Source organism: Brevundimonas sp. ALps5 (assembly GCF_058681645.1).
In genome coordinates, this window is the sequence record NZ_CM178744.1 from 541,545 (window position 1) to 566,819 (window position 25,275).

The following is a 25,275-nucleotide window of genomic DNA, read 5'->3' on the forward strand; positions in this document are numbered from 1 at the left end:
GCGGTCTAATCGGACCTGGAGGGAACAATGGCAACCGCGATGATGGCCGGAATGGCGGCTTTGGCCCTGATGGCGCAGGCGACGCCGACGCCCGAGGAGGTCGCGGCCCGGTTCGCCATGCCGGACAGCCAGCGCCCAAGGCAGGTCTATGAGGACGTCCTTATCCTCGCCCGCGGGGACAACTCGGGGCAGCCGCAGTGCGGCATCTACAGGACCAGCGTAGCGGTCAAGGCGTTGCTGCCGACCGGCGAGACCACCTACTTCTACCAGACCTGGTGCGTCCCCGGGCAGGCCATGCCGCCGGTTTCGGGCCTGTGCCGCCTTGAAATCGTCGAAAGGCCCGGGTCGGACGGACTCGTCGTCGGAGAGAACGACATGCCGCCCCGGGATGCACCCATCGCAGCGCACATGGCCTATGTGGGCAAGGACATCGAGCGGTTCAGCTGCACCGTATCCTCCGAGAGCCCGACCATCCCGCCGGGCGGCGGCGCACCGACGGAAGCCCCACGCCTGTAGGAGCGACAAGGCATTGGGCTGTCTGAACGAAACGTCACTTGCTAACCGCACCGGTTAACGGTGATAGCTGGTCGGCGGGCAGTTCGCGCCGCGAGAGAACGTCGTCCAACGAGGCCGCGATCTCTGCCACGATGTCAGGCTGACTGAGGGGACCGGATTGGCCATGTCGAACGACCACCCGCAAGGACCGACCGGGGGCGATCCCTATCCGCCCTCGCCGTTCGAGCTGGAGACGCCGTCGGCCCATCCGCCGGTGAACGAGCCGACGCGCGTGTCCGAGCCCCAGGGCTATATCCAGCCGACCGATGCGCCGCCGCCGGGCGCCGCGGTGAACCCGGATCGTCCCGTGCCCCAGGCCGTGCCCGACCATCCGACGGCCCTGCGCGCCGCCGACGGCATCATGCGGCCGATCCAGGACGCGGAGGTCTTCTCCAGCGACCCGGCGACCATCATGGCGGTGTCGTCCCACATCAACGCCTACTTCAACCAGCCGCTCGACATCTTCCCCTTCTGGGAGACCGAGGGGAAGCCGGACCGGTTCCACGTCCTCTTCGCGCGCCAGATCGAGGAGCGCTTCCCGGTCGACGAGGACCTGCGCTCGCACATCCACGCCTATGGCCGCCGCGTCTTCCGGGCCCTGTGCGTCCACATCGGCACCAAGCGGCTGTGCCAGCTGCTGGCCCTGATCGGCTTCGCCCTGCTGGCGACCCTGGGCCCGACCTGGTTCAGCCAGTGGACCGGCTCGCTGGTCTCCGGCGCGGCCATCGCGGCGGGCGCCATGCTGGTCGCCGTCGGCCTCTGGTTCGGCGTCCAGCAGATCCTGTTCGTCCAGTACCGGTTCAGGCTGGAGAACGACTCCTACGAGCTGTCGCGCGAGATCGTCCAGCGGACGCGGGAGCTCCAGAACCTGTTCACCTCCGCCCGGGCCATGGCCGATCAGGCCGAAACCCAGTACCAGATGGACGGCAAGGGCTGGGGCCGCCGCTCCCACTATCTGACGCGCCTGACCATGTGGCTGGCCGCGCGGATGGAGTACCTGGAGAAGTACGTCCAGATGGAGCTGTGGCGGGTCCGACGCGAGCGCTACTGGATGCGCTGGTTCGCCCGCTTCGTGACGCCGCTGGTCTTCGTCATATGGCTGGGCGTCTTCCTGTTCGAGCCCGCGCCGGTCGAGGCCGGCTGGTTCCGGGGCCTGCAGATCCTGGCCATCCTGCTGGGCGGTGCGGTCAGCGCCCTGTCCTACTTCCTGTGGAGCACGCCGGTGGAGGCCATCCAGACCAAGCTGGGCGTCGAGGGCTGGGTCCGCTACGCCTCGCTGGACGTCGACGACGCCGTCGCCGACCAGGTCCGCCGCGACAAGGAACGGCTGGTCGAGTACCGCGCCCTGACGCGGGGCCGCTAGGTGGAGGTCCTCCGTCCGGCGATGATGATGGTCGCCGTCGTTGTGGTCGTGATCACCCTGGGCGGCATGCTCTTCCTGAGCCTGAAGCCCATCTGGCGGCCGGCTGCGAACCCCGCCCTGCGTCAGACCGTCATGAGAGCCGCTCTGGTGGCCGGGGCCGCCGGCATCCTCCTGCTGTCCCTGTCCCGCTGGGCGGGTGTCTGAGGTCAGCCCGGCCGTAGCGACCGCTGGATCTCGCGGGCGTCATAGGCCTCAGGGCGGTCGGGGCGCTGGCCCCGGCCCAGCCGGACCTCCAGGGTGGTCGAGGTCGGGGACGGGCCGCTGAAGTTCAGGCCGACGCCGACGCTGGTCCCGGAGGTGCGCCAGCCGCCATAGTTGGACGAGCCGAAGCCCACGCCGACCGAGGGCCGGACGCCGCCCGCGCTGTCGGGGCGGCCGTCGATGTAGCGCTGGGTCACCTCGAACCAGTCATAGCCCTGAGCGGTGGTCAGCTGGGCGGCGCGCAGCAGGGCGCGGTCGGCGACCGGGCCGGGGGCGCCGACGCCGTTGTAGGTGACGCGGTAGCGGTCGCTCTCGATCCGCTGTTCCGAGAAGCCCTGCCCGCCCGGCCCGCGCTGGGGGCCGTAGGGGGCGAGGCTGGCGCAGGCCGCCAGGGCCGCGGTCGAGGCCACGAGGGCTATGATGATCAGGCGCTTCATGAGCGGGTCTCCCTTTGGAAGGAGAGCGTTGCGGTAGCTCAGATGTTCCCTGATGGCCCTCCTCCTTCCTTTCGTCATCCTCCGGCAAGCGGCGCAGCCGCGCAGACCGGGGGACCCAGCGGCGCCGAAGGCGATCTGTTCAACGCGCTGCTGAACCCGGCCTTCCCTGACAGGGTCGCGCTCCCGCGCGCCGCTGGGTCCCCCGGTCTCGCTACGCTCGCCGGAGGATGACGATAGGGGGCTAGAGCTTCAGACCCATGGCCTCGGCGAGGGCGCGGAAGTCCTCGGGCGGCGGGGCCGAGATGGTCATGCGGCCGCCCTCGGGGTGGGGGAAGTCCAGCGACACGGCGTGGAGCATCAGGCGCGGCGCGGCGCGGCCCGCGGCCGTCAGGGCCCCGCCGTACTTGACGTCGCCGATCAGGGGCCGGCCGATGGAGGCCATGTGGACCCTGAGCTGATGCATCCGGCCGGTGAAGGGCTCAAGCTCGACCAGGGCGCCGTCCTCGGAGGAGGCGAGCGTCCGGTAGCGGCTCTGGGAGGCCTGGGCGCCCGGCGTGTCGGCGTCGGCGACCTTCATCCAGCTCTCGCGCCCGACCTCGACCCGCAGCAGGGGCGTCTCGATCCGGCCCGAAGGCGGCTGGGGGGCCTGCGAGACCAGGGCGAGGTAGGTCTTGGTCAGCTTGCGGGCCTGGATGGCCTTGCCGAGGAAGCCGGCGGCGGGCTTGGTCTTGGCCGACAGGATGACGCCGGAGGTGTCGCGGTCCAGCCGGTGGACCAGCTCGGGCCGCTTGCCGTTCGAGCGGGCGAAGGCCCAGAGCAGGTCGTCCAGGGTATGGGCGTGTTTGACCCCGCCCTGGCTCGTCAGGCCGCCGGGCTTGTTGATGGCGATGACATGGGCGTCCTCATGGAGGACCCAGGACCGCACGGCGGCGGTCTCCTCAGGCGTCAGGACGGGGGGCGGACGGGTTCTCACGCCCGGTCCCTAGCCCATGGCGAGGCCCGCGTCAGCCCATGGCGGGCTGACGCACCTCTGAATGCAGACGAAAGCCTGTTAAATCAGTTCATTAAGGCCAGAGCTTGATTCATTTTGACAGCTACGAGCCCGCCGCCTTTGCACTCGGAAAAACAGAGTGCAAAAGTGCAAAACCTTGATCTGGAACGCTTTTTCCGAAACAATTTTGCACTCCTAGAGTGCGATGCGTTTCAGCGCAGGACGCCCTTCTTCGCCATGGTCCAGGCGTACCAGAGGAAGAAGACGCAGCCGACGAAGATGATCGAATGCATCATCCCCATATGGGCCTCGGCCTCGGGCGGAGTGTGCGACAGGAGGTAGGCGTAGACCAGGCTCATCACGAAGCCGAGCAGCGATATGGCGAAGGCGTGGACGGCGAAACGGCTGCGCAACAGCAGCAGCCCGGCGCCGATCAGCGCGCCCCAGGTGCCGGCGAACCAGACGACGTACATCCAGGCCGGATAGGAATGCATATGGGCGATCTGCGCCTCATTCATGCCGTTCATGCGGTACCAGGCGTCGCCCTGGATCACGCTCATGGCGAAGTCGGTCGCCCCGAAGCCGTTCCAGAGCAGCCCCAGAACGCCCACCAGCCACAGATGCCACGGCGTTTTCTTGATATCGGCCATCGTTACCCTCCCCAGGATTTGCGGCGAGCTTGGCAGCAACGGGCGCCGGGAACAATGAACAGCGATCACTCAGGGCTGCGATCCTTCGTCATCCTCCGGCCGGCGAAGCCGGACCGGGGGACCCAGCGGCGCCGAAGGCGATCTGTTCAACCGAGGTGCTGGGAGCAACGTGTGCGCGACAGGTTCGCGCTCTCGCGCGCCGCTGGGTCCCCCGGTCTGCGCCGCGAAGACGCGGCTTGCCGGAGGATGACGAAAGAAGAAGGGGTCACACCTTCCACGGCGGATCGAGGCGGTTCTCGCCCGCGAAATACAGACACAGCCGATGGCCGTCGGGGTCGCGCAGCCAGGCCTCGCGCCACAGCCAGCTCTGGTCGAGGGGACCGCTGTCGAAGACGACGCCCGCCGCTTTCAGGGCCTGAACCCGGGCGTCGAGGTCGGGGCATTCGAAATAGATCCCGGTCCCGTTCGGCGTCACCGCCTCGGCCCGGTGGATGGAGAAGGTCGCCCTCCCCTCGTCTTCGCCGGGACAGGCGAAGCGCGCATAGTGGTCGGCGGAGACGATCAGGGTCAGGCCGAGACGCAGGTAGAAGGCGCGGCTTAGCGGGATGTCCGCGACCTCGACGGTGACCTGATTGAGGTTCATTCGGCCGGAGCCGCTTTCGGGACGGATGGAGTCAGCCAGGCACGCCCCGAAGCCGTCGCCGCCAGCACCGCTCCAATAACCGCTGCGGGCACTGCGAACACCATATTCGCAGCCGAGAGTTCCAGAAGCCAATGCTCGGGAACGCCGCCGGCGACCCGCCACGCGATATTCAGGCGCATCGCCGCGACGCTGAAGGTGAAAACCCAGATCGCCGCTCCTAGACCCGCCCATACCCAGAGCCGCCTCGCCATAATTCCAAAGCCCAGAGCGCCCGAGACGATCGCCGCGAGCAGGTTCCAGAAGAGCCAAACGTCAGGAAGGTCTGGCGACCGGCTGATCGCGACGCATTGTGTGAAAACAAGGCCCAGAGGAAGGGTCACGGCGAGAAGCAGGGCGATGATGCGCCAAGGGAGCTTGCCTCTATCCGATGTCATCGCCGCCCCTCCGTCCGAAAAGCAAAACCTCTCCAAGCTTGGCCGCAACCAAGGGTGGACTACGAACCCTAGCTTTCCCCCTCGCCTCCTCCGGCCTGAATCCGCGCCCGCATCGCGGCCCAGCGCTCCAGACGTGCCTTGATCTTCTCTTCGTGGCCCTCGCCTTTGGGCTTGTAGAAGGTGCGGCGTTCCATTTCGTCGGGGAAGAAGTTCGCGCCCGAGAAGCCTTCCTCGGTGTCGGGGTCGTACTGGTAGCCCTTGCCGTATCCCAGTTGCTTCATGAGCTTGGTGGGCGCGTTGCGGATGTGGGCGGGGGGCATGAGGGAGCCGGTCTCGGCCGCCACGCGCTTCGCCGCCTTGAAGGCTTCGTAGACGCCGACGGACTTGGGCGCGGTGGCGAGGTGGACCACGGCCTGGGCGAGGGCCAGCTCGCCCTCGGGGCTGCCGAGGAAGTCGTAGGTGTCCTTGGCGGCGTTGGCGACAAGGATGGACAGGGGGTCGGCCTCGCCGATGTCCTCGACCGCCATGCGGACGATGCGGCGGGCCAGATACAGCGGGTCCTCGCCGCCGTTCAGCATCCGCGCCAGCCAGTAGAGGGCGGCGTCGGGGTCGGAGCCGCGCACCGACTTATGCAGGGCGGAGATGAGGTTGTAGTGCTCCTCGCGGCTCTTGTCGTAGGCCGGGGCGCGACGCTGGAGGATGGCGGCCAGACCCTGGACATCGAGGGAGACGTCGGCGGGAAGCGCGAACAGGGTCTCGGTCATGGTCAGGAGGTAACGACCGTCGCCGTCGGCCAGGGCCAGAAGGGCGTGGCGCGCCTCGGGCGACAGCGGCAGGGCGCGGTCCTCGTGCGCCTCGGCCCTGACCAGAAGCTGATCGAGCGCCGCATCGTCCAGCCGCTTGAGCACGAAGACCTGTGAGCGTGACAGCAGCGCCCCGTTCAGCTCGAACGAGGGGTTCTCGGTCGTGGCGCCGACGAGGGTGACGACCCCCTCCTCGACGAAGGGCAGGAAGCCGTCCTGCTGGGCGCGGTTGAAGCGGTGGATCTCGTCAACGAACAGAAGCGTCGACTGACCGGCGAGGCGGCGCATCTTCGCCTGTTCGAAGGCCTTCTTCAGGTCGGCGACGCCGGAGAAGACGGCCGAGATCTGCTGGAACTCATAGCCCGCCGCCCTGGCCAGAAGCCGGGCGATGGTGGTCTTGCCGGTGCCGGGCGGCCCCCACAGGATCATGGAGCCCAGACGGCCCGCCTCGATCATGCGCCGGATCGGCCCGCCCTCGCCCAGCAGATGGTCCTGACCCACGACCTCATCGAGGGTGCGGGGACGGAGGCGGTCGGCGAGGGGCGCGTCAGGCGGCAGGACGCCGGAGGCTTCGAACAGGTCGGACATCAGACGGATGTAGGCGTTTCGGCTGTCGTTTTCACGCGTTAGAGTGAGGCAAGACACCGGAGACTTCCCATGGACCAGACCAAGGCGCCGCCGCCCCTGACCGGGATCACCCCCTATCTGAGCATCGCCTCGCGCGGCGGGATGGCGGCGGTGGAGTTCTACGCCCGCGCCTTCGGGGCGGTGGAGGTCCGGCGCATGGTCGCCGAGGACGGCGAGCGGCTGATCCACTCCCATCTGCAGATCAACGGCGGCAGCGTGATGCTGTCGGACGAGTTCCCGGAAATGGGCGGAGCGGTCGATGTCGTGCCCGCCTCGGTGACCATCCACCTGCAGGTCGACGACGCCGACGAATGGTGGAACCGGGCGGTGATCGCCGGCGCCGTGCCCCTGTTCCCGCTGTCGGACCAGTTCTGGGGCGACCGCTACGGCCAGGTGAAGGACCCGTTCGGCCATTGCTGGTCCATCGGGTCGCCGATCAAGGGATAGACGCCATGGCCTATACGCCGCCCGATCCGCCGGTGATGCCCTATCTGATGGTCCATGACGGACCGGGGGCGCTGGACTGGTACGCGCGCGCGTTCGGGGCCGAGGTGAAGGTCCGATACGACATGGAGGACGGCCGGCTGGGTCACGCCATGATCGGGATCAACGGCGGCGACCTCTATCTGGCCGACGAGTTTCCGGAGGCGGTGGAGACTGTCGGCGCCCTGACGCCGAGGACCCTGGGCGGGACGACGGTGACCATCTCGCTGGCCGTCGATGACGTTGACCGCTGGCTGGCGCGGGCGGTCGAGGCCGGGGCCGAGGTCATCCGCCCGGCCGTGGACGAGTTCTATGGCCGCCTCGCCAAGCTGCGCGATCCGTACGGCCATGTCTGGTCGCTGTTAGGTCCCCGCCGCAGTTGATCCTCGGGCCGACCGAAGGTCGGACCCGGGGGCGGGGATGACAAGACGGCCTAGCGGGCGGCGGCCTCGGTTGTCAGACGCCGGTCGAGGATGCCCTGCGCCCGGGCCGCATAGGCCTTGCAGGCGTTGGGGTCGATGAAGGGATTGGGCGTGGCGTTCGCCACCCGGCCCGCCAGCTTCTCGACGCCGCCGGAGTTGTCGGGATGGGCCGAGATGAGGATGTCGCAATCCAGCCCCTCGATCCGGGCGATGGAGGCGCGCAGGGCCTGCGTGGCCTCCGGGTGGCCGGCGTAGGTGAAGGGCGCGGCGGCGACGGCGTTCAGGCTCGAGGCGAAGACCACGCTGTGGCAGACGCCCGCCTCGCAGGACGACCAGGTCCAGCTGGCGCTGCCCGGCGTGTGGCCGGGCGTGTGGATCGCGGTGACGGTGACGTCGCCGAGGGTCAGGGTTTCTCCATCCGCGATCGGCCGGGCGGTCGGGATGGCGGGGAAGGCCTCGATGTCGGTCGCCTGGGGATCGGCGTCCAGCACATGGCCGGCGCGCAGGGCCTGGGTCCCCGCCGGGGCCGCGATGACGGTGGCGCCGCTGTCGCGGGCCAGGGCGGCGATCCCGCCGGAGTGGTCGTAGTGCGCCTCGGTGTTCAGGATGTAGCGGACGTCCTGGATGCGGAAGCCGAGCCGGGCGATATTGGCCTCGATGTCGTCGACCGCCTGGGGCACAGCGCCGTCGATCAGGATCAGGCCCTGACCCGTGTCGATCAGGGCGATGCTGAGCCCCTGAGTGCCGACGAAATACGTATTGCCAAAGACCTTCACCGGGGTCTGGGGGACCAGCCAGGCAGGGTTGGCCTTCAGGGGCCGGGTCAGGGAATCGTCAGCGGGTACGGAGGTGGCGGCGGACGATTGGGCGGCCGCAGGCTCGGCGCCGCTGCAGCCGATCATCGCGAGGGCGGCGAGGGTCAGGCCCCCGGATACGAGATGCCTCAACGGATCACGCCCGTGATGCGGCGGCCGTTGCGTTCGATGGTCAGCTGGGTCGGGCCGGTGATGGCCTGAACGTCGGCGACCGAGTTGATCACATTGCCGTTGGCGGCGCGCAGGAAATCGCCACGGCGCAGGCCGGCGTTGGCCACGCGTCCCTCAGCGCCAAGGATGATGACGCCCTTCAGGAACGGATCGCCGCCCAGGCTGTCGGCCAGCGCGGGTGTCAGGGCCGCGACCTTGAACCCGGCCAGCGGCCCGCGCGTGATCACCGTCCCGCCCTCCGCATCGCCCGGCAGGGCCTGGATGCGGGCGTTGACGGTCATGGGGCGGCCGTCGCGCAGCAGGGCGACAGAGACGGTGTCGTTGGGATTGTGGGTGCCGACGCGGAAGTTCAGACCGCCCTGGTCGTTGACCTCCTGACCGCCGACGGAGGTGATCACATCGCCTTCCTTGATGCCGGCGCGGTCGCCGGGGCCGGTGGTCCAGACCTGGGTCACGACCAGGCCGACCGGTCGCTCCATGCCGAGGCTGCGGGCGATGTCGGCGGAGACACCCTCGCCCTTCACGCCCAGCCAGGGGCGGACGACACTGGTGGCGCCGCCGACGGCGCTGGCGATGACCCGTTTCACCATCGAGGCCGGGATGGCGAAGCCGACGCCGGACGAGGAGCCCGAGCGCGAGAAGATGGCGGTGTTGATGCCGATCACCTCCCCGTCCATGTCGACCAGAGGCCCGCCGGAGTTGCCCGGATTGATGGCCGCGTCGGTCTGGATGAAGGAGCCGGAATCGGAGATGCCGGTCTCGGTCCGGTTCAGGGCCGAGATGATGCCGTTGGTCACGGTCTGGCCGACACCGAAGGGGTTGCCGATGGCGAGGACGAGGTCTCCGACCTGCTGTTCCTCGCGGTCGTCGATGGCCAGGGTCGGCAGCTGTTCGGTGACGCCCTCAAGCTGTAGCACCGCGACGTCGGCGCGCTCGTCGGCCAGAAGGACGTGGGCCGGATATTCGCGGCGGTCGTTGAGGACCACGCGGATCTGCTGGGCGCCCTCGATGACGTGGTTGTTGGTGACCACGACGCCGTCGGCGCGGACGATGACGCCGGAGCCGGCCGACTCGGCCATGCGCTGGGCCGGCATGCCGCGGAACATCTGGAAGAAGGGATCGACCTGCTGGACCGAGCGGGCCGAAATATTGACCACGGCGGGGGCGGCGCGCCGGACGACGGGCGCGAAGCCGGCCTTCATCGACAGGGCGTCGGTGGGGACGGCGCGGGCGGCGGGCTCGGAGAAGGCGTCCTGGGCGGCGTCCTGGGCGTGTGCGGCGACGGCGCCGAGGGACAGGACGGCGGCGAGCGCGAGAGCAGAGGCTTTCATCGGGACTTTCGAAGGCGACGTCATGGACAGCATTTCTCTCCGCCATTTCGGCGGGATGATGGCGCGTCAGGCCTCGACCGCCGCCTCCGCCTTCTCGGCCTTGCGGGCCACGATCCAGCCGATGACGGCCGCCGCCAGCAGCACCGCCCCGCCGATGTAGAAGGCCGCGCCCGGCAGGGAGGCGACCGACATCGAATAGACCCAGCCGAAGAAGATCGGCGAGGCGACGCCGGCGATGGAGCCGACGCTGGAGTTGGCGCCCTGGAGCTGGCCCTGTTCGCTTTCGGAGACGCGGGCGGTCATCAGGGCCTGCAGCGTCGGCATGGCCAGACCCCACAGGGCGTTGGGCAGCATGGCGGCGATGAAGAACCAGCCGGTCGGGGCCCAGCCCATACAGGCCATGCCCACGGCGCCGGCGGTCAGACCCAGGATCATCGCGGCCCGGTCGCCGATCTTCCTGACCACCCAGCCGGTCAGAAGCCCCTGCACCAGCATGTCCATGGCGCCCACGAGGGCCAGCAGGAAGCCGACCTCGCGCGGCCCCCAGCCGTAGCGGTAGGCCGCATAGAGCACGAACACCGCCGAAAAGACGTGGTGGGCGAAGTAGAGCAGGAAGTTGACGATCGACAGGCCCGAGAGCTCGGGGTGGCGCAGCAGCAGGACCATGGCCCCGACCGGGTTGGCGCGCCGCCAGCTGAACTTCATCCGCTTCTCGGGGGCGAGGCTCTCGGGCAGGACGATCAGGCCGTAGAGGAAGGCCACGCCCGACAGGCAGGCGGCGACCCAGAAGGGCGCGCGCGGGCCCAGCTCGCCGATGAAGCCGCCCAGCACGGGGCCGAGCACGAAGCCGCCGGAGAAGGCCGCGCCGACCAGGCCATAGGCGCGGGCGCGTTTCTCGGGCTCGGTGACGTCGGCCATATAGGCGAAGATGGTGGTGAAGCTGGACGAGGTGACGCCGGCGATCATCCGCCCCAGCGCCAGCCACCAGAGGTTCGGCGCCACGGCCATCAGCACATAGTCGCAGGCCAGACCCACGCAGCTGAGCAGGATCACCGGACGGCGGCCGTACTGGTCCGAGATCGAGCCGATCACCGGCGAGGCCAGGAACTGCATCCCGGCCCACAGGGCGACGAAGACGCCGTTGATGATCCCGGCCTGGGCGTTGGACCCGACGAACTGCTCGATCAGGGTCGGCAGGACCGGGATGATGATCCCCATGGCCACGACGTCGAGGACGGCGGTCACGAAGATGAAGCCGATGGCGGCCTGATGGGAGCGGGCGAAGAGTTTCATTGCGCCCGGGGTTTAGCCGGGGATCGTAACGCCGTCACGTCAGCTTGCTGAACCGTCCCGCCTTCCACGCCATCCACAGGACAACCACCCCGACCAGACCGCCGACGAACAGGGCCGGGAGCGAGGCCTCGGGACCGAAGGCGCCGCCGGTCAGGTAGTCGGCGAAGCCCGGGCGGGCGGTGCTATGGGCGATGGAAGGGCCGAAGTCGGAGCCCGAAACCGCCGCGCCGAAGATATAGCCCTGGGTGAAATTCCACGCCGCATGGACGCCGATGGAGACCCACAGACGGCCGGTCAGGGCGTAGAAGGCGGCCAGCATGATCCCGGCCTCGACCGCGATACAGACGGCGGCGAAGACGGTGGCGTTGGGGTTGCCGAGGTGGCCGCCGCCGAACAGGACGGCCGAGGCGGCGAAGGCGATCCACGGCCCGAAGGCGCGCCAGACCAGACGCAGGATGACGGCGCGCAGCAGCAGTTCCTCCAGCACGCCCGACTCGATCGACCCGCCGATCGCCTTCCATGCCGGGGCCGGGCCGGTGAAGACGATGTCGTACAAGCCGAAGGCGGCCATGATCCCCATGACCGAGGCGAACATCAGGACGCCGATCAGGAGGCCCCAGAACAGGCCGGGCAGGGCCGCCTTAAGCGCCAGCTCGGCCGGCGCCCTCGCCTCTCCGAACCAGACGAGGGCGGTGTAGACCCCGAGCGCGATGATCGCGCAGACGGCGTTGGACGCGACCTCGATGGGGCCGGTATCGGGCAGGAAATGGTCGAGCACCGAATAGGGCAGGCCGAACGACAGGACGCTGAGGAAGCCGACCAGCACCATCCAGCCCAGCGCCCGCAACCAGCGCAGCATGCCCGGATGCAGGACGCGGCGATCCCCCAGCGCGACGGGCGCACCCCAACGTTCGAAACTCATTTCGGTACTCCCCCTGAACAGGAGGGCATCTGAAACGGTGACGGGCGCCAAGGCAAGTTACGCTATTGCAATGCCTTTTCACTGTCGGCCAGACGGCCGTCGCCGACCGGGACGCGGATGCCCAGCAGGCGGCCCAGCAGGGGCTGGACGTCAACGCTGTCGAGGTCCGTCAGGCGGCGGCCGCGGGCGACGCCCGGACCGTGGGCGATGAACAGGGCGGCCATCTCCGGCGCCTGGTTATCGTAGCCGTGGGCGCCGCCGGCCTGACGCATCGGACGGGCCCTGGTCCCGAACACCCAGCCGATGTCGGCCGAGCAGACGATGGCGGGCACGCGCGGGTTGGTGCCGAGGACGAAGCGCGCCGGGATGTGCGCCTTGTCCCAGCAGACGCCGTGGGCATGGCGTTTGACCAGGGCGGCCTCGACCTCGGCCTCATGGCCCGCCACGGGGTCCAGATAGACGACCGGACCGGCGTAGGTGATGTTGACCGCCGCCGGATCGACGAGGTCGTCCAGCAGCATGACCCGGTCGGGCGAGGTCGCGGCCATGCCGTGGTCGGCGACGATGACCAGCACGGTATTGTCATAGAGCCCCCTCGCCTTCAGCCCCGCGATCAGCCGGGCGATGGAGGCGTCAACGCCCGCCGCGGCCGTCATCGTCTCGGGCGCGTCCGGACCGTCGTGGTGACCGGCGGTGTCCACGGTGTCGAAATACAGGGTGCCGAGGTCGGGCCGGGGCGTGGCGTCCATCCAGGCCAGAAGCTGATCCACCCGCTGGTCGCCGGTCACCGCCTGATCGAAGGCGCGGTAGTAGTGGGGGCGCAGGCCGTGGTTCTCGCTCTCCGAGCCCGGCCAGAACATGGTCGCCGCCGTCAGCCCGGCCTTCTCCGCCGAGATCCAGATGGGCTCGGCCTGATCCCACCAGCCCGACTCGGTCCTGGACATGCTGAACCGGCCCATCGCCGGATCGATGAAGCTGTTGCCGACGATGCCGTGGTGGTCGGGGTGCAGGCCGGTGACCAGCGTATAGTGGTTGGGGAAGGTCAGGCTGGGGAAGGACGGCCGCATCGGGCCCGTGGCGCCGTCGGCGGCGAGCGCGGTCAGGGTCGGGGTCGCGCCGCGGGTCAGGTAGTCGTACCGGAAGCCGTCGATGGAGATCAGGATCACCAGCGGCCGGGGCGTCTCCGCCTGCCCGGAGCCGGTCGGCGGGACCGAGGCGCAGCCGGTCAGGACCAGCATCACGGTCACGGAAAGGACGGCGATCAGACGGGCGAACATGGGCGGACTCCGGGCGGGACGGACTGGCGTCCACATTGCCTAAGCTTAATGCGCGACAGGGTCACGACGGCTTGCCGGACGCTGTTCCACAGGCCAAGGTTGAGCCATGACCTCGGTGATCGAAACCCGCTCCCTGACCAAGACCTATGGCACGGTCCGCGCCCTCGACGGGCTTTCGCTGGAGATCCCCAAGGGCGGGGTCTACGGCGTTCTGGGCCCGAACGGGGCCGGCAAGTCGACCCTGTTCCGCATCCTTCTGGGCCTGATCCGGCCCAGCGAAGGCCAGGCCATCGTCATGGGCGGACCGATCGGCGACGTGAAGGCCTCGCGCCGCATGGGCTCGATGATCGAGACGCCGCGCTTCCCCCCCTTCATGACCGCGCGTCAGGTGCTGGTCTGGCTGTCGACCGCCCACGGGCTGAAGGCCGACAACAGCCGCGTCGACGCCTGGCTGGACCGCGTCGGCCTGACCGGCGCCGCCGACCGCAAGGTGCGCGGCTTCTCGGTCGGAATGCTGCAGCGGCTGGGCGTGGCCATCGCCCTGATCACCGAACCCGAACTGATCATCCTGGATGAACCGACCAGCGGCATGGACCCGCCCGGCATTCAGGAAATGCGCGCCCTGATCCGGTCGCTGTCGGACCACGACGGCATCACCGTGGTCCTGGCCAGCCACCAGCTGCTGGAGGTCCAGCGCGTCTGCGACCGGGTGGCCATCATGAACAAGGGCAAGCTGGTCCGCGAGGGCTCGGTCAGCGAGCTGACGACCGGCGGCGAACGCCTGCGTCTGTCGGTCAAGTCGTCCGACAAGGTGCTGCAGGTGCTGGGGGCCAAGGGTTCGAAGGAAGGCGACGCCGTCATCGCCGCCATCCCGCGCGCCGAGGGCCCGGCCCTGCTCAAGGCCCTGATCGAACAGGGCGTCGACATCGATGAGGCCCGCTGGGTCGGCGCCGATCTGGAAAGCGTCTTCATGACCGAAACCGGTTCCGTCCAGATCCCGGAGGCGATCCAATGACCATGCTGGCGGACGCCCTCTTCTCCGAGGCCTATCGCTTCACCAAGAACCGGATGACGGTCTTCTGGAGCGTGATCTTCCTGCCCATCCTGCTGCTGGTCCTGGGCAGCGCCGGCCAGTTCTTCCTCAAGCAGAAGATGGCCCAGATCACCACCGACCCGCACCTGCCGCCGGGCCTGCTGTCGCAGGGGCCGCTGGACCTCGGCCATTCGCTGGTCAAGCTGGCGGGCGACATCACCAATCCGATGCTGCTTCTGTTCGTGCTGATCGGGACGGCGACCCTGTATGCCGGCGACTATCGCTGGGAGACCTGGCGGCTGACTTCGGCGCGCAACACCCGCGCCAATCTGATCCTGGGCAAGGTGGGGGTGGCCAAGCTGCTGACCATCGCGGCGGTGATCGTCTTCCTGATCTTCGGCTTCATCGGCGAGCTGGTGAAGGGCGCGATCCACGGCCAGAGCTATGTCTTCACCTTCGGCGCCAAGGAGGCGGGCCAGTTCGGCCTGCTGGCCCTGGCCGGCTATGTGCGGATCGTACAGGTCGGCCTGATCGGTCTGCTGGCCGCCGTCATGAGCCGGTCGCTGCTGGCGACCCTGTTCGTGCCGCTGGTGGTTTCGATCGGCCAGTTCTTCCTGATGCAGACCATGCCCCTGTTCGGCTGGGAGGGCACGGAATGGTACGCCCAGGCCGTCATCCCGGGCCTGGCCTCCGACAATCTGAAGAGCGCCATCATCGGCGGCGCCCAGTCCGCAGTGCCGGACGCCACGGTCTGGGCGGCGGCGATCAGCCTGATCGGCTGGTGTGTGGTCCTTCTGGTCGGCGCCATCGCCTGGTTCCAGCGTCAGGACCTGTCGAAGGAGTAGGCCCCTTCAGGGGGCGTTGTGAGAGGGCGGCGGCGGACTGGCCGCGCCCTCGGCGACGAGCCAGTCGCGGAAGGCGTCGGCGGCGGCGTCCTTGCGGCCCGCCGGGCGCAGGAAGACGAACTGCGACGGCCGCTCCGCGAAGCCGTAGGGGGCGACCAGCCGCCCCGCCGTGACGTCGGGCGCGACGAAGGCCCAGGGGGCGATGGCGACGCCCATGCCCGAGGCTGCGGCCTCGATCATCGAATGGTTATGGGCGAACTCCCGCGTCAGAACGGCAGGCGGCAGGGCGACGCCGGTGAGCTCGCTCCACACCCGCCAGCTTTCAGGGAAGGTCGTGGCGTGCAGGCGCGGCAGGCGGGCGAAGGCCTCGGGCGACAGCTGTTCGATCCCCGGCGCCCCGACCGGCCCCTGATACTGGATCAGGAAGGGCGTGGCCTCGGCCCGGCCCGCGGTCTGGCCGGGATTGAGGATGCGCACCGCGCCGTCGAAGCGGTCGCGGGCGAAGTCGATGGGGGCCCAGCTCTCGGACAGCTTCACCCTGATGTCCGGATGGGCGTCGAGGAAGGCCGGCAGGCGCGGGATCAGCCATTTCAGGGCGAAGGTGCCGAGGCAGGAGATCTCGATCTCGCGATGGCTTCCAGCCCGGGCCGTATCGACCGCGTCGTCGATGGCGGCGAAGGCGGGGGTCAGGCCGCGGGCCAGGGCCTCGCCCGCCGGGGTCAGGACCAGGCGGTGCCGCGGACCGGAGACGAGGACGACGCCGAGACTCTCCTGCAGCGCCCTCACCTGCCGGCTGACTGCGCCGTGGGTGACGCAGAGCTCGGCGGCGGCCGGGGTCATGCCGCCGTGCCGGGCGAAGGCCTCGAAGGCGCGCAGGGCGTTGAGCGGCGGTGGCGCAGGACGCGTCATGTGATCTCAGCTCACAGGGATGAGCCCGTTTAATCGATTTTCGGCCCGGCGCAATTCGGGTTGAAGCTGATCGATGCCCCTCTTCGACAGAAACACCCCGCCGCCTCGCCGTACGCTCTGGGACAAGGTCCTCTACGCGGCCTGCGCCATCCTGATCTGGGCGGCCGCCCTGTGGCAGATCCTCACAGCGTGAGAAGACCGGAAAGCAAAAGGGCGGCCCGGATCACCGGGCCGCCCTTTGCGATTCAGCCTGTTGGCTGGATCCTATTCCTCGTCGCCTTCGACGGCGTAGACCGGACCGGAGTCCAGGCCCTTGGCGTCGACGTCGCGGTCGACGAACTCGATGACGGCCATCGGGGCATTGTCGCCGTGGCGGAAGCCGGCCTTCATGATGCGGATATAGCCGCCGTTACGTTCGGCGTAGCGCGGGCCGATCGTTTCGAACAGCTTGCCGACCTGGGTCACGTCGCGGACGTGGCTGATGGCCTGACGGCGAGCGTGCAGGTCGCCCTTCTTGCCGAGCGTGACCAGCTTCTCGACGAAGGGGCGGAGCTCCTTGGCCTTGGGCAGGGTGGTCGTGATCTGCTCGTGCTTGATCAGCGAGGCAGCCATGTTGGCGAACATCGCGGTCCGGTGGGCGCTCGTACGGCCGAGCTTGCGGTGGGCGGCGCCGTGGCGCATCGGGGTCTCTCCTACTCCGGCGACGGTATCCTCGATAAGGACCAGCCGCCGTATTCTTCATAACCGCCCCGTCAGTCCCGTACTCGGGATTGGGCGGAGGGTTAAAAACTAGATCTGGTCGTCGAACTTCTTGGCCAGGTCTTCGATGTTCTCCGGGGGCCAGTTCGGCACGTCCATGCCGAGCGACAGACCCATGGAGGTCAGCACTTCCTTGATCTCGTTCAGCGACTTGCGGCCGAAGTTCGGGGTGCGAAGCATTTCGCCCTCGGTCTTCTGGATCAGGTCGCCGATGTAGACGATGTTGTCGTTCTTCAGGCAGTTGGCCGAACGGACCGACAGTTCCAGCTCGTCCACCTTCTTGAGGAGGGCCGGGTTGAAGGGCAGGTCGGGCTTGCCGTCCGAGGCTTCAACGGCCTTCTTGGGCTCTTCGAAGGTGATGAAGATCTGCAGCTGGTCTTGCAGGATGCGCGAGGCGTAGGCCACCGCGTCAACCGGCGAGACGGCGCCGTTGGTTTCGACTTCCAGCACCAGCTTGTCATAGTCCAGCGACTGGCCCTGACGGGTCGGCTCGACGCGATAGGCGACGCGCTTGACCGGCGAGTACAGGGCGTCAACGGCGATCAGGCCGATCGGGGCGTCTTCCGGACGGTTGAACTCCGAAGCCACATAGCCCTTGCCGTTCTGGACGGTCAGTTCCATGCGCACCGAAGCGCCGTCGTCCAGGGTGCAGATCACGTGGTCCGGGTTCAGGACCTCGATGTCGGCGGGGACGTCGATCTGGCCGGCGGTCACCGGGCCGGGGCCGGTGGCGCGCAGGGTCATGCGCTTGGGGCCCTCGGCGTGCATGCGCAGCGCCAGTTGCTTGATGTTCAGAACGATGTCGACCACGTCCTCGCGCACGCCTTCCAGCGACGAGAATTCGTGAACGACGCCGTCGATCTGGATGGCGGTGACGGCGGCGCCTTGCAGCGACGACAGCAGGACGCGACGCAGCGCGTTGCCGAGGGTCACGCCGAAGCCGCGCTCGAGAGGTTCGGCGACCAGGCGCGCCTTGCGCTGGGCGTCGGAGCCGAGTTCGATCTGCGGCTTCTCGGGACGGATCAGCTCTTGCCAGTTACGTTCGATCATAGGTGTCCCTCGAAACGAGTTTCGCGGGTTCCTCTCACCTCGTCAGGGAGGCGGAACCCGCGGAGAATGGGTCGGCGGCGGTTCGCTTAGACGCGGCGGCGCTTGGGCGGACGGCAACCGTTGTGCGGCATCGGGGTGACGTCGCGGATGGTGGTGATCGTCAGGCCGACCGACTGCAGGGCGCGAAGGGCCGACTCACGGCCGGAACCCGGACCCGAGACGTTGACTTCCAGCGTCTTGACGCCGTGTTCCTGCGCCTTCTTGCCGGCGTCTTCGGCAGCCATCTGGGCGGCGAAGGGGGTCGACTTACGCGAACCCTTGAAGCCCATGTGACCCGCCGAGGACCACGAGATCGCGTTGCCCTGGGCATCGGTGATCGTGATCATGGTGTTGTTGAACGAAGCATTCACGTGGGCGACGCCCGAGGTGATGTTCTTGCGCTCGCGCTTCTTTACGCGACCCGGTTCCTTGGCCATGTGTCAGCTCTTACTTCTTCTTGCCGGCGATCGGCTTGGCGGGACCCTTGCGGGTGCGGGCGTTGGTGTGGGTGCGCTGACCGCGGACCGGCAGGCCCTTACGGTGACGCAGGCCGCGGTAGCAGGCCAGGTCCATCAGACGCTTGATGTTCATCGAGGTCTCGCGACGCAGGTCGCCCTCGACGGTGTAGTCGCGGTCGATCGTTTCACGGATCTGCAGGACTTCAGCGTCGGTCAGCTGGTTCACGCGGCGCGCGGGCTCGAGGCCCACCTTGGCGGTGATGTCCTTGGCGGCGGCCGGGCCGATGCCGTGAATATACTGCAGCGCGATTTCCACGCGCTTGTTGGTCGGAATATTGACGCCAGCGATACGGGCCACGAAGCTCTCCAGATACGCGTGATCGGACGCAACAAACGCTCCGGTCAACAGACCAGGAGCGTGGCGCCCTTCGCGGGAAGCGCGCCTTATACAGGTGATTCAGTTCGGGTCAACACTCGGAAGGCGTTTACGCATCGTTATCGTGCCATCCGTCCTCCGCGCCGATCGGAGATCCGGGCGGGGTGGCAGGCGCATGATGCCTAGCTTCCAGCAACTGGTCCAGACGATCGCGGTCGCCGATCAGGCCGCCGAGCCAACGGTCGTGGGCGCGCTGAACCGGATCCCCTGCCCGTGAAGCCTTCAGCTTGACCGCCAGGGCCTGGAGCCGGTCGTCGATGACGGCGGCCGAGGTGCTGGACAGGTCGTCGCCCTTGAGCAGGCCCGCGAGCGTCAGGACGGTCTGGGCCTGAACCCGCCGGGCAGGCTCGGCCAGACGGCCGGTCGCCGGGGCGAAGGCGGCGGTGACGATGGTGTCGACGGTCTCACCGAGGCCGAGGGCGGCGGGGTCGCGGCGCCCGGCGTCGGCGATGCGGTTGACCCGCTGGGGGGCGAACAGGGCGTCAAGGGTGACGTCGGCGGCGACCTCGGCGGCGACGCCCGGATCGAAGGCCCGGCCGTTGAGGCCCTTGAACACCTCGATGTCGTTCTGGGGGTCGCCGTCGCCGGACTGTTGCGCGGCCAGCAGGGCCAGAAGCGGCTCGGGCAGGTCGAGCTCGGCGGGGTTGAGAGTGCGGGCGAGAGCCGCAAGAGCGGCGCGCTGGACGTCAGCGGGGACGACGCTCGCCGCCTCCTGCCCGCCGCCCGCGACCGGATAGGAGTAGTCGATGCCGCCCACCAGCTTGGACACCGCATCCACCTGGTACCGGTGATAGAGGTAGATGGGCACCAGTCGCCGGCGCAGGTCGTTGACGGCGGCGCCCGCCGGCAGGTTGTTCAGGCCGAAACGATCCAGGGCGATGCGGCGGATCTTCAGGATGTGGTCCAGCTCGGCGACCGGGTCCTCGCCATTGTCCCACAGGCTGCCCCAGGGCTGGGCGTCGCCGCCCACGCGGGCGTCGGCGTCATTGGCGAAGCGCAGCCGGGCCCTGCCCTCCTCCGCCTTCTTCTCCAGCGTGGCGGCGTCGGCGTCGGAATAGAGCCAGTCGATGGCGAAGTCGTCCCAAGCGCCCATGCCGACCGCATAGGCGTCGGAGAAGTCGAGCTGGTCGTCGGCGGTGATGCCGATCTTCGGCACCGGATAGTCCATGACCGAGGCGCGCCCTTGCGTGCTCGCCGCGAAATTGTGCTGCAGGCCGATGGCGTGGCCGACCTCGTGCGCGGCCAGCTGGCGGATGCGAGCCAGGGCGATGCGCGGAGGGTCGTTGACCGAGCCGTCGCCGGTGTGGTCGGCGCCGACCAGACCTTCGAAGATCAGCATGTCCTGACGGATGCGCAGGGAGCCGAGCAGGACCGAGCCCTTGACGATCTCGCCGGTGCGCGGATCGACGACGCTCTGGCCATAGGACCAGCTGCGGGTGGCGCGGTTGACCCAGTTGACGACATTGTAGCGGGCGTCCAGCGGATCAGCGCCCTCGGGCATGACCTCGACCTTGAAGGCGTCGATATAGCCGGCGGCGTCGAAGGCCTGGGCCCACCAGCTCGCCCCTTCGACGAGGGCCGAGCGGATCGGCTCGGGCGCGGCGCGGTCCACATAGAAGACGATCGGCTTGACCACGGTGGAGCGCGCCGCCGTCGGATCGGTCTTCACCAGCCGGAAGCGGCTGGCCAGACGGTGGACCATGGCTTCGTTCAGGGGCGCCGAATAGTCGGTGACATTGGTGGCGAAGGCGCCGGTGCGGGGATCGAACTCACGCGGCTGATAGTCGGCGTCGGGCAGTTTGATGAAGCTGTGGTGGACGGTGAAGGTGGCCAGACGCGGCTCGGGCGCGATCTGGGACAGCTCGCGGCCCGGGCTGTCGACGCCGAAGGTGAGGCGGGCCTCCATCTCCAGATTCTCGGGGAAGTCCTTCGTCGCCGCCGGATCGACCATGGTGAGGTCGCTCATGGGCTTGAGCGAGCCCTGGCCCGCCGCCTTCAGCGTCTCGACGATGCCCATGGCGTCGCGGGTCAGGAAGGCCGACAGATCGACCAGCACCGAACCGTCGGCGGCGGTCGCGATCACGTCCCCGGCCCAGACGGTGGAGCCGACGAAGGCGTCGCGGGCCGCGGCCTGTTCCTCGGGCGAGCCGTGCGGGGCCTCGTATTTGGGGTTCTCGAACTCGGCGACGATCTTCTTGCCGATGCGGCGGAAGGCCAGGATGTTGGTCGCGCCGATCTGGGCGCGGTCCAGACCCGTCACCGCCGAGCCGACGCCGGTGCGCAGGGCGGTGTGGTGGATGACCCGGGCCATGACGCCGTCGGCGCCGGGGGCTGGCAGCTGGACCAGCACCTTGCCGCCGTCCTGATCGACGAAGACGGGCAACAGCCCCTCCTGACGGGTCAGGCCCTCGGTGGCCTCGGCGAAGGTCTTGGGGGCGGGGTCGGCTGCGAAGACGGGAGCGGCTGCGCCCGAGAGGGCCAACACCAGGGCGATCGCCGTCGCCGTCCGCTTCATGCCCATACCCATGCCGATCCCCTTCACGCTGCAGTGCGATAAGGCGGTGATTGGCGGGCGGGTGTCAACGCGGCGGTACAACCGTCCGGGGGGCGGCTGGCTTCAGGGGTAGTTGATGTTCACCACCACGGTCTGGCCCTCGAGCGGGACGCCGTCCTGGGTCGGCGGATGGAAGCTGAACCTCTGAACCAACTGGGCCAAAGCCGCCTCACCGAAGCCCTGGCCCGGTGGGGTCTCGCTGACGAGGCTGCACTGGTCGAGGCCGGTGTCCACCCGGATGCGGCACCGGATGGCGACGACGCCGCGTCCGCGCGCGCCGCGTGGCCGGGCCCGGGCGATGTCTCTGGGCGAGGGTCCGCGAATGATGCGTGGCCCCATCCGGTCGCCAACGCCGGGCCCGTTGCCCGAGCCGATGCCTGTGCCAGAACCCGTCCCCTGCCCGCCCAGTCCGAGGCCCGGCGTCGGGCCAGGGGTCGGGGCGACGCCGACGATGAGATCCGGCTTGGGCGCCTGCTGGATCGGCGCGGGCGGCGGATCGGGCAGAGGCTTCTCGGGCGGCTTGGGCGTCACATGGACGCGCGACGGAGCGGCGGGCGCCCCTCCGCCCTCGACCGGCGCGGTCTTCTCGGGCGGCGGCGGGTCGGGCGGACGGACCGGCGGAACCAGTTCGACGAAAATGGGCGGCAGGCCCGGTCCCGCCTGTTCGCCGGGCGTCTGCTCCAGCCCGACGATGGCGAACAGGCCGAGGTGCAGGACCACGACGCCAGACGCCACGAGCAGGTTGCGGCTCTTCTTCGGCGAGAGATGCGGGCGGGGCGGCGTCACGGCGTAGGGGTCATCCTGCGGAGTCCAGAAGGACCCTAACGCATGAGGCGGATGAACGTCGCCTGACGGCCGATCGGCAGCCCTAGGCGTCGAGCGCCGCGTCGATGGATGCGGCGACGGCCTCGATGGAGCCCATGCCGTCAACTTCGGTCAACAGACCCTTGTCGCCGTAGTAGGGCAGCAGGGGCGCGGTGTTGCGGTTGTAGGCGTCGAGGCGAACCTTGAAGCTTTCCGGATTGTCGTCCGGGCGGCCCTGATCGGCATAGCGTTTGGCGACCCGTTCCAGCAGGGCGGCGTCATCGACCTTGAGGCGGACGACGTGATCGATCTGCTTGCCCAGCTTGGCCAGCATGGCGTCGAGCGCCTCGGCCTGGGCCACGGTGCGCGGGAAGCCGTCGAAGATGGCGCCGCCGGCGTCCTCGGCCTCTTTCAGACGGGCCTCGATCAAGGCAATGACGATCTCGTCCGAGACGAGGTCGCCGCGCGACATGATCGCCTGGCATTCCAGGCCCAGCGCCGAGCCCGAGGCGATAGCCTCGCGCAGCATGTCGCCGGTCGAGAGCTGGACCATGCCGCGGCCCTCGACCAGGCGCTTGGCTTGCGTACCCTTGCCGGCGGCCGGCGGTCCGAACAGGATCAGGTTCAAAGCCGCCCTCCCTAAGCGATCACGTATTATTACCGGCGTACGGGAGTCGGGGCGCCCCGTCCACCCCGGCCGCGCAGCTTGGCCTTCTTGATCAGGCCTTCGTACTGGTGGGCCAGCAGCTGCGACTGGATCTGGGCGACCGTATCCATCGTCACCGAGACCACGATCAGGATCGAGGTGCCGCCGAACAGCAGGCTGGGACCCATGGAGGCGGCGATCGCCTCGGGGATCAGACAGACGGCGGTGATGTAGGCCGCGCCGATGACGGTCAGGCGGGTCAGGACATAGTCCAGATATTCCGCCGTGCGCTTGCCCGGACGGATGCCCGGCAGGAAGCCGCCGTATTTGCGCAGGTTCTCGGCCGTATCCTCGGGGTTGAAGGTGATCGAGGTGTAGAAGAAGCAGAAGAAGATGATCAGGGCCGCGTAGAGGACCATGAACAGCGGCTGGCCGTGGGTCAGCTGGGCGGTGACCATCGGCAGCCAGCTCAGCCAGGACGGCAGATTGGCGTTGACCAGCATGGTCGCGGCCGTCGACGGCAGCATCAGCAGGGACGAGGCGAAGATCGGCGGGATGACCCCGGCGGTGTTGACCTTCAGCGGCAGGAACGAGCGCTCGCCGCCCGACATGCGGTTGCCTTCCTGGCGCTTCGGATACTGGATCAGAAGGCGGCGCTGGGCGCGCTCCATGAAGACGATGAAGACGACGGTGGCCATGGCCAGGAAGCCGATCGCCAGCAGGGCGAAGGCCGACAGCTGACCCTGCTGGGCCAGGCCGAACAGACGCACCACGGTGCCGGGCAGGACCGCCACGATACCGGCGAAGATGATCAGGGAGATGCCGTTGCCGATGCCGCGCGTGGTCACCTGCTCACCCAGCCACATCAGGAACATGGTGCCGCCGGTCAGGCAGGTCACGGTCGAGATGATGAAGAAGATCCCCGGCTGGTCGATCAGGCCGGCCTGGCCGTTCAGGCCCGCCGCGATGCCCAGCGACTGGGCGAGTGCGAGGAAGACCGTCAGGTAGCGGGTGTACTGGTTCAGGGTCTTGCGGCCGCTTTCGCCGCCTTCCTTGCGCAGTTTTTCCCACGGCGGATACACCGTCCCCATCAGCTGGACGATGATCGACGCCGAAATGTAGGGCGTGACGTTCAGGGCGAAGACGGCCATCCGCTGAACGGCGCCGCCCGAGAACATGTTGAACATGTCCAGGATGCCGCGCTTGCCGTTCGGATCCTGGAAGAACTGCAGGAAGGCTTCGGAATTGATCCCCGGGATCGGCACATAGGTGCCGATGCGGTAGACCAGAAGCGCCAGAAGCGTGAAGAGCAGCCGCTTGTGCAGGTCGGTCGCCTTGGCGAACGACCCCATGTTCATATTGGCTGCGAGTTGTTCGGCGGCCGAAGCCATATGTCGTTACCCCGACTGATCAGAACGCGGCCAGACCGAGAGAGAATCCGGGGCCACAGTCCAGATAGGCGAAGGGCGGCCTCTTAGCGAGACCGCCCCTCAAGCTTTATTGCATCAGGCCTTGGCAGCCGTACGAGCGGTACGGGCCGAGATCTTGTTGGCGTCGCCACGCGGCGCCTTGGGAGCCGGAGCCTTGCCCTTGGCGGCGTTGCGCTTCTCGACGAGAGCGGCGGCCTTGGCTTCCGCGGCGATGCGCTCCTGCACGACCGAGCCGCCAGCGGCTTCGATGGCCTTGATGGCGCCCGAGGTCGCCGACCAGACGACCAGGTTCAGCTTGGCCTTGATCTCGCCGGTGCCCAGGATGCGGACGCCGTCCTTGACGCGGCGGATGACGCCGGCGGCGACCAGGGCGTCGCCCTTGATCTCGCCCTTGACGTCCAGCTTGCCGGCGTCGATCGCCTCTTGCAGGCGCCACAGGTTCACTTCGGCCAGCTTCAGCGCGTTCGGATTGTTGAAGCCGCGCTTCGGCATACGCATGTACAGCGGCATCTGGCCGCCTTCGAAGCCGCCGATGGCGACGCCGGTACGCGACTTCTGACCCTTGACGCCGCGGCCGGCGGTCTTGCCCTTGCCCGAGCCCGGGCCACGGCCGACGCGCATGCGCTTCTTGTGGGCGCCTTCGTTGTCGCGGATTTCGTTCAGTTTCATGTGCCTGATCCTTTCGGGTTCTAGCGCCCGGATCAGATCCGGACTCGGCTTTTCGATTTTTACGGCGGGGCCGGACGGATCCGGACCCGAAACTCAAGGTCGCGCGCTATAGCGGCTCCCCGGACAGCAGTAAAGGCGACTCTTGCGGAGCCGCCCCTGCTGGGT

28 protein-coding genes are annotated in these 25,275 nt (G+C 68.5%); 7 read left to right on the forward strand and 21 right to left on the reverse strand.

Annotated elements, in window-relative coordinates:
- Window positions 1-27: 27 nt before the first annotated feature.
- The 3 genes from ACW172_RS02365 to ACW172_RS02375 all read left to right on the forward strand — a co-directional run bounded on the left by ACW172_RS02365 (window position 28) and on the right by ACW172_RS02375 (window position 2,122).
- Window positions 28-516 (forward strand): hypothetical protein, encoded by a 489-nt coding sequence (locus ACW172_RS02365; RefSeq protein WP_492033592.1) that lies wholly within the window; start codon window positions 28-30, stop codon window positions 514-516.
- Between the two features lie 163 nt (window positions 517-679).
- Window positions 680-1,918: a hypothetical protein gene (locus ACW172_RS02370; RefSeq protein ID WP_492033593.1), complete on the forward strand. Its 1,239-nt coding sequence runs from the start codon at window positions 680-682 to the stop codon at window positions 1,916-1,918.
- 27 nt (window positions 1,919-1,945) lie between these two features.
- Window positions 1,946-2,122 carry a hypothetical protein gene (locus ACW172_RS02375; protein ID WP_492033594.1) on the forward strand — a complete coding sequence of 59 codons (177 nt, stop codon included), beginning with the start codon at window positions 1,946-1,948 and terminating at the stop codon, window positions 2,120-2,122.
- Window positions 2,123-2,124: 2 nt separating this feature from the next.
- On the opposite strand, the gene ACW172_RS02380 is transcribed toward ACW172_RS02375, so the two are convergent.
- The 6 genes from ACW172_RS02380 to ACW172_RS02405 all read right to left on the reverse strand — a co-directional run bounded on the left by ACW172_RS02380 (window position 2,125) and on the right by ACW172_RS02405 (window position 6,725).
- Window positions 2,125-2,616, reverse strand: coding sequence for a CC0125/CC1285 family lipoprotein (locus ACW172_RS02380; protein ID WP_492033595.1), 492 nt, complete (start codon window positions 2,614-2,616; stop codon window positions 2,125-2,127).
- 241 nt (window positions 2,617-2,857) lie between these two features.
- Window positions 2,858-3,589 carry an RluA family pseudouridine synthase gene (locus ACW172_RS02385; RefSeq protein WP_492033596.1) on the reverse strand — a complete coding sequence of 244 codons (732 nt, stop codon included), beginning with the start codon at window positions 3,587-3,589 and terminating at the stop codon, window positions 2,858-2,860.
- 230 nt (window positions 3,590-3,819) lie between these two features.
- The gene (locus tag ACW172_RS02390; RefSeq protein ID WP_492033597.1) at window positions 3,820-4,257 is read right to left on the reverse strand and encodes a hypothetical protein; all 438 of its coding nucleotides are present in this window, start codon (window positions 4,255-4,257) and stop codon (window positions 3,820-3,822) included.
- A gap of 265 nt (window positions 4,258-4,522) precedes the next feature.
- Entirely contained in the window at window positions 4,523-4,900 is a 378-nt protein-coding gene (locus ACW172_RS02395) for a VOC family protein (protein ID WP_492033598.1), read from the reverse strand.
- The gene (locus tag ACW172_RS02400) at window positions 4,897-5,334 is read right to left on the reverse strand and encodes a hypothetical protein (protein ID WP_492033599.1); all 438 of its coding nucleotides are present in this window, start codon (window positions 5,332-5,334) and stop codon (window positions 4,897-4,899) included. Before ACW172_RS02400 ends, ACW172_RS02395 begins: the two co-directional genes overlap by 4 nt.
- A 68-nt stretch (window positions 5,335-5,402) precedes the next feature.
- Complete coding sequence (locus ACW172_RS02405; protein WP_492033600.1) at window positions 5,403-6,725, reverse strand: replication-associated recombination protein A; 1,323 nt, start codon at window positions 6,723-6,725, stop codon at window positions 5,403-5,405.
- 69 nt (window positions 6,726-6,794) lie between these two features.
- Here ACW172_RS02405 and ACW172_RS02410 point away from each other — a divergent pair, with 69 nt between their 5' ends.
- Window positions 6,795-7,211 (forward strand): VOC family protein, encoded by a 417-nt coding sequence (locus ACW172_RS02410; RefSeq protein ID WP_492033601.1) that lies wholly within the window; start codon window positions 6,795-6,797, stop codon window positions 7,209-7,211.
- Between the two features lie 5 nt (window positions 7,212-7,216).
- Window positions 7,217-7,630, forward strand: a complete 414-nt coding sequence (locus ACW172_RS02415; RefSeq protein ID WP_492033602.1) for a VOC family protein — start codon at window positions 7,217-7,219, stop codon at window positions 7,628-7,630.
- A 50-nt stretch (window positions 7,631-7,680) separates the two neighbouring features.
- On the opposite strand, the gene bla is transcribed toward ACW172_RS02415, so the two are convergent.
- The 5 genes from bla to ACW172_RS02440 all read right to left on the reverse strand — a co-directional run bounded on the left by bla (window position 7,681) and on the right by ACW172_RS02440 (window position 13,478).
- Window positions 7,681-8,616, reverse strand: a complete 936-nt coding sequence (gene bla, locus ACW172_RS02420; RefSeq protein ID WP_492033603.1) for a subclass B3 metallo-beta-lactamase — start codon at window positions 8,614-8,616, stop codon at window positions 7,681-7,683.
- Complete coding sequence (locus ACW172_RS02425; protein WP_492033604.1) at window positions 8,613-9,986, reverse strand: trypsin-like peptidase domain-containing protein; 1,374 nt, start codon at window positions 9,984-9,986, stop codon at window positions 8,613-8,615. Before ACW172_RS02425 ends, bla begins: the two co-directional genes overlap by 4 nt.
- Before the next feature lie 66 nt (window positions 9,987-10,052).
- Window positions 10,053-11,279, reverse strand: a complete 1,227-nt coding sequence (locus ACW172_RS02430) for a TCR/Tet family MFS transporter (protein WP_492033605.1) — start codon at window positions 11,277-11,279, stop codon at window positions 10,053-10,055.
- A 34-nt stretch (window positions 11,280-11,313) separates the two neighbouring features.
- Complete coding sequence (locus tag ACW172_RS02435) at window positions 11,314-12,201, reverse strand: CPBP family intramembrane glutamic endopeptidase (RefSeq protein ID WP_492033606.1); 888 nt, start codon at window positions 12,199-12,201, stop codon at window positions 11,314-11,316.
- Between the two features lie 62 nt (window positions 12,202-12,263).
- Window positions 12,264-13,478 carry an alkaline phosphatase family protein gene (locus ACW172_RS02440; protein ID WP_492033607.1) on the reverse strand — a complete coding sequence of 405 codons (1,215 nt, stop codon included), beginning with the start codon at window positions 13,476-13,478 and terminating at the stop codon, window positions 12,264-12,266.
- A 106-nt stretch (window positions 13,479-13,584) separates the two neighbouring features.
- On the opposite strand from ACW172_RS02440, the gene ACW172_RS02445 reads away from it, so the two are divergent.
- Together ACW172_RS02445 and ACW172_RS02450 are read left to right on the forward strand one after the other, a co-directional pair.
- On the forward strand, window positions 13,585-14,493 hold the full coding sequence (locus tag ACW172_RS02445; RefSeq protein ID WP_492033608.1) for an ABC transporter ATP-binding protein: 909 nt from the start codon (window positions 13,585-13,587) through the stop codon (window positions 14,491-14,493).
- On the forward strand, window positions 14,490-15,356 hold the full coding sequence (locus tag ACW172_RS02450; protein ID WP_492033609.1) for a hypothetical protein: 867 nt from the start codon (window positions 14,490-14,492) through the stop codon (window positions 15,354-15,356). The genes ACW172_RS02445 and ACW172_RS02450 overlap by 4 nt, the downstream gene beginning before the upstream one ends.
- A 6-nt stretch (window positions 15,357-15,362) precedes the next feature.
- On the opposite strand, the gene ACW172_RS02455 is transcribed toward ACW172_RS02450, so the two are convergent.
- The 10 genes from ACW172_RS02455 to rplO all read right to left on the reverse strand — a co-directional run bounded on the left by ACW172_RS02455 (window position 15,363) and on the right by rplO (window position 25,110).
- A complete protein-coding gene (locus tag ACW172_RS02455; RefSeq protein WP_492033610.1) occupies window positions 15,363-16,265 on the reverse strand; it encodes a LysR substrate-binding domain-containing protein in 903 nt (300 codons plus the stop codon).
- 264 nt (window positions 16,266-16,529) lie between these two features.
- Window positions 16,530-16,946, reverse strand: a complete 417-nt coding sequence (gene rplQ, locus ACW172_RS02460; RefSeq protein ID WP_207870922.1) for a 50S ribosomal protein L17 — start codon at window positions 16,944-16,946, stop codon at window positions 16,530-16,532.
- Window positions 16,947-17,054: 108 nt separating this feature from the next.
- Window positions 17,055-18,074: a DNA-directed RNA polymerase subunit alpha gene (locus ACW172_RS02465; protein ID WP_492033611.1), complete on the reverse strand. Its 1,020-nt coding sequence runs from the start codon at window positions 18,072-18,074 to the stop codon at window positions 17,055-17,057.
- 86 nt (window positions 18,075-18,160) lie between these two features.
- Complete coding sequence (gene rpsK, locus ACW172_RS02470; protein ID WP_492033612.1) at window positions 18,161-18,550, reverse strand: 30S ribosomal protein S11; 390 nt, start codon at window positions 18,548-18,550, stop codon at window positions 18,161-18,163.
- Between the two features lie 10 nt (window positions 18,551-18,560).
- Window positions 18,561-18,929 (reverse strand): 30S ribosomal protein S13, encoded by a 369-nt coding sequence (rpsM, locus tag ACW172_RS02475; RefSeq protein WP_207870920.1) that lies wholly within the window; start codon window positions 18,927-18,929, stop codon window positions 18,561-18,563.
- Window positions 18,930-19,056: 127 nt separating this feature from the next.
- A complete protein-coding gene (locus tag ACW172_RS02480) occupies window positions 19,057-21,534 on the reverse strand; it encodes a zinc-dependent metalloprotease (protein ID WP_492033613.1) in 2,478 nt (825 codons plus the stop codon).
- A gap of 90 nt (window positions 21,535-21,624) precedes the next feature.
- Window positions 21,625-22,347, reverse strand: a complete 723-nt coding sequence (locus ACW172_RS02485; RefSeq protein WP_492033614.1) for an energy transducer TonB — start codon at window positions 22,345-22,347, stop codon at window positions 21,625-21,627.
- 82 nt (window positions 22,348-22,429) lie between these two features.
- Window positions 22,430-22,993 (reverse strand): adenylate kinase, encoded by a 564-nt coding sequence (locus tag ACW172_RS02490; protein ID WP_492033615.1) that lies wholly within the window; start codon window positions 22,991-22,993, stop codon window positions 22,430-22,432.
- A 29-nt stretch (window positions 22,994-23,022) separates the two neighbouring features.
- Window positions 23,023-24,402, reverse strand: coding sequence for a preprotein translocase subunit SecY (secY, locus tag ACW172_RS02495; protein WP_492033616.1), 1,380 nt, complete (start codon window positions 24,400-24,402; stop codon window positions 23,023-23,025).
- Between the two features lie 114 nt (window positions 24,403-24,516).
- Complete coding sequence (rplO, locus tag ACW172_RS02500; protein ID WP_492033617.1) at window positions 24,517-25,110, reverse strand: 50S ribosomal protein L15; 594 nt, start codon at window positions 25,108-25,110, stop codon at window positions 24,517-24,519.
- Between the last annotated feature and the right edge of the window lie 165 nt (window positions 25,111-25,275).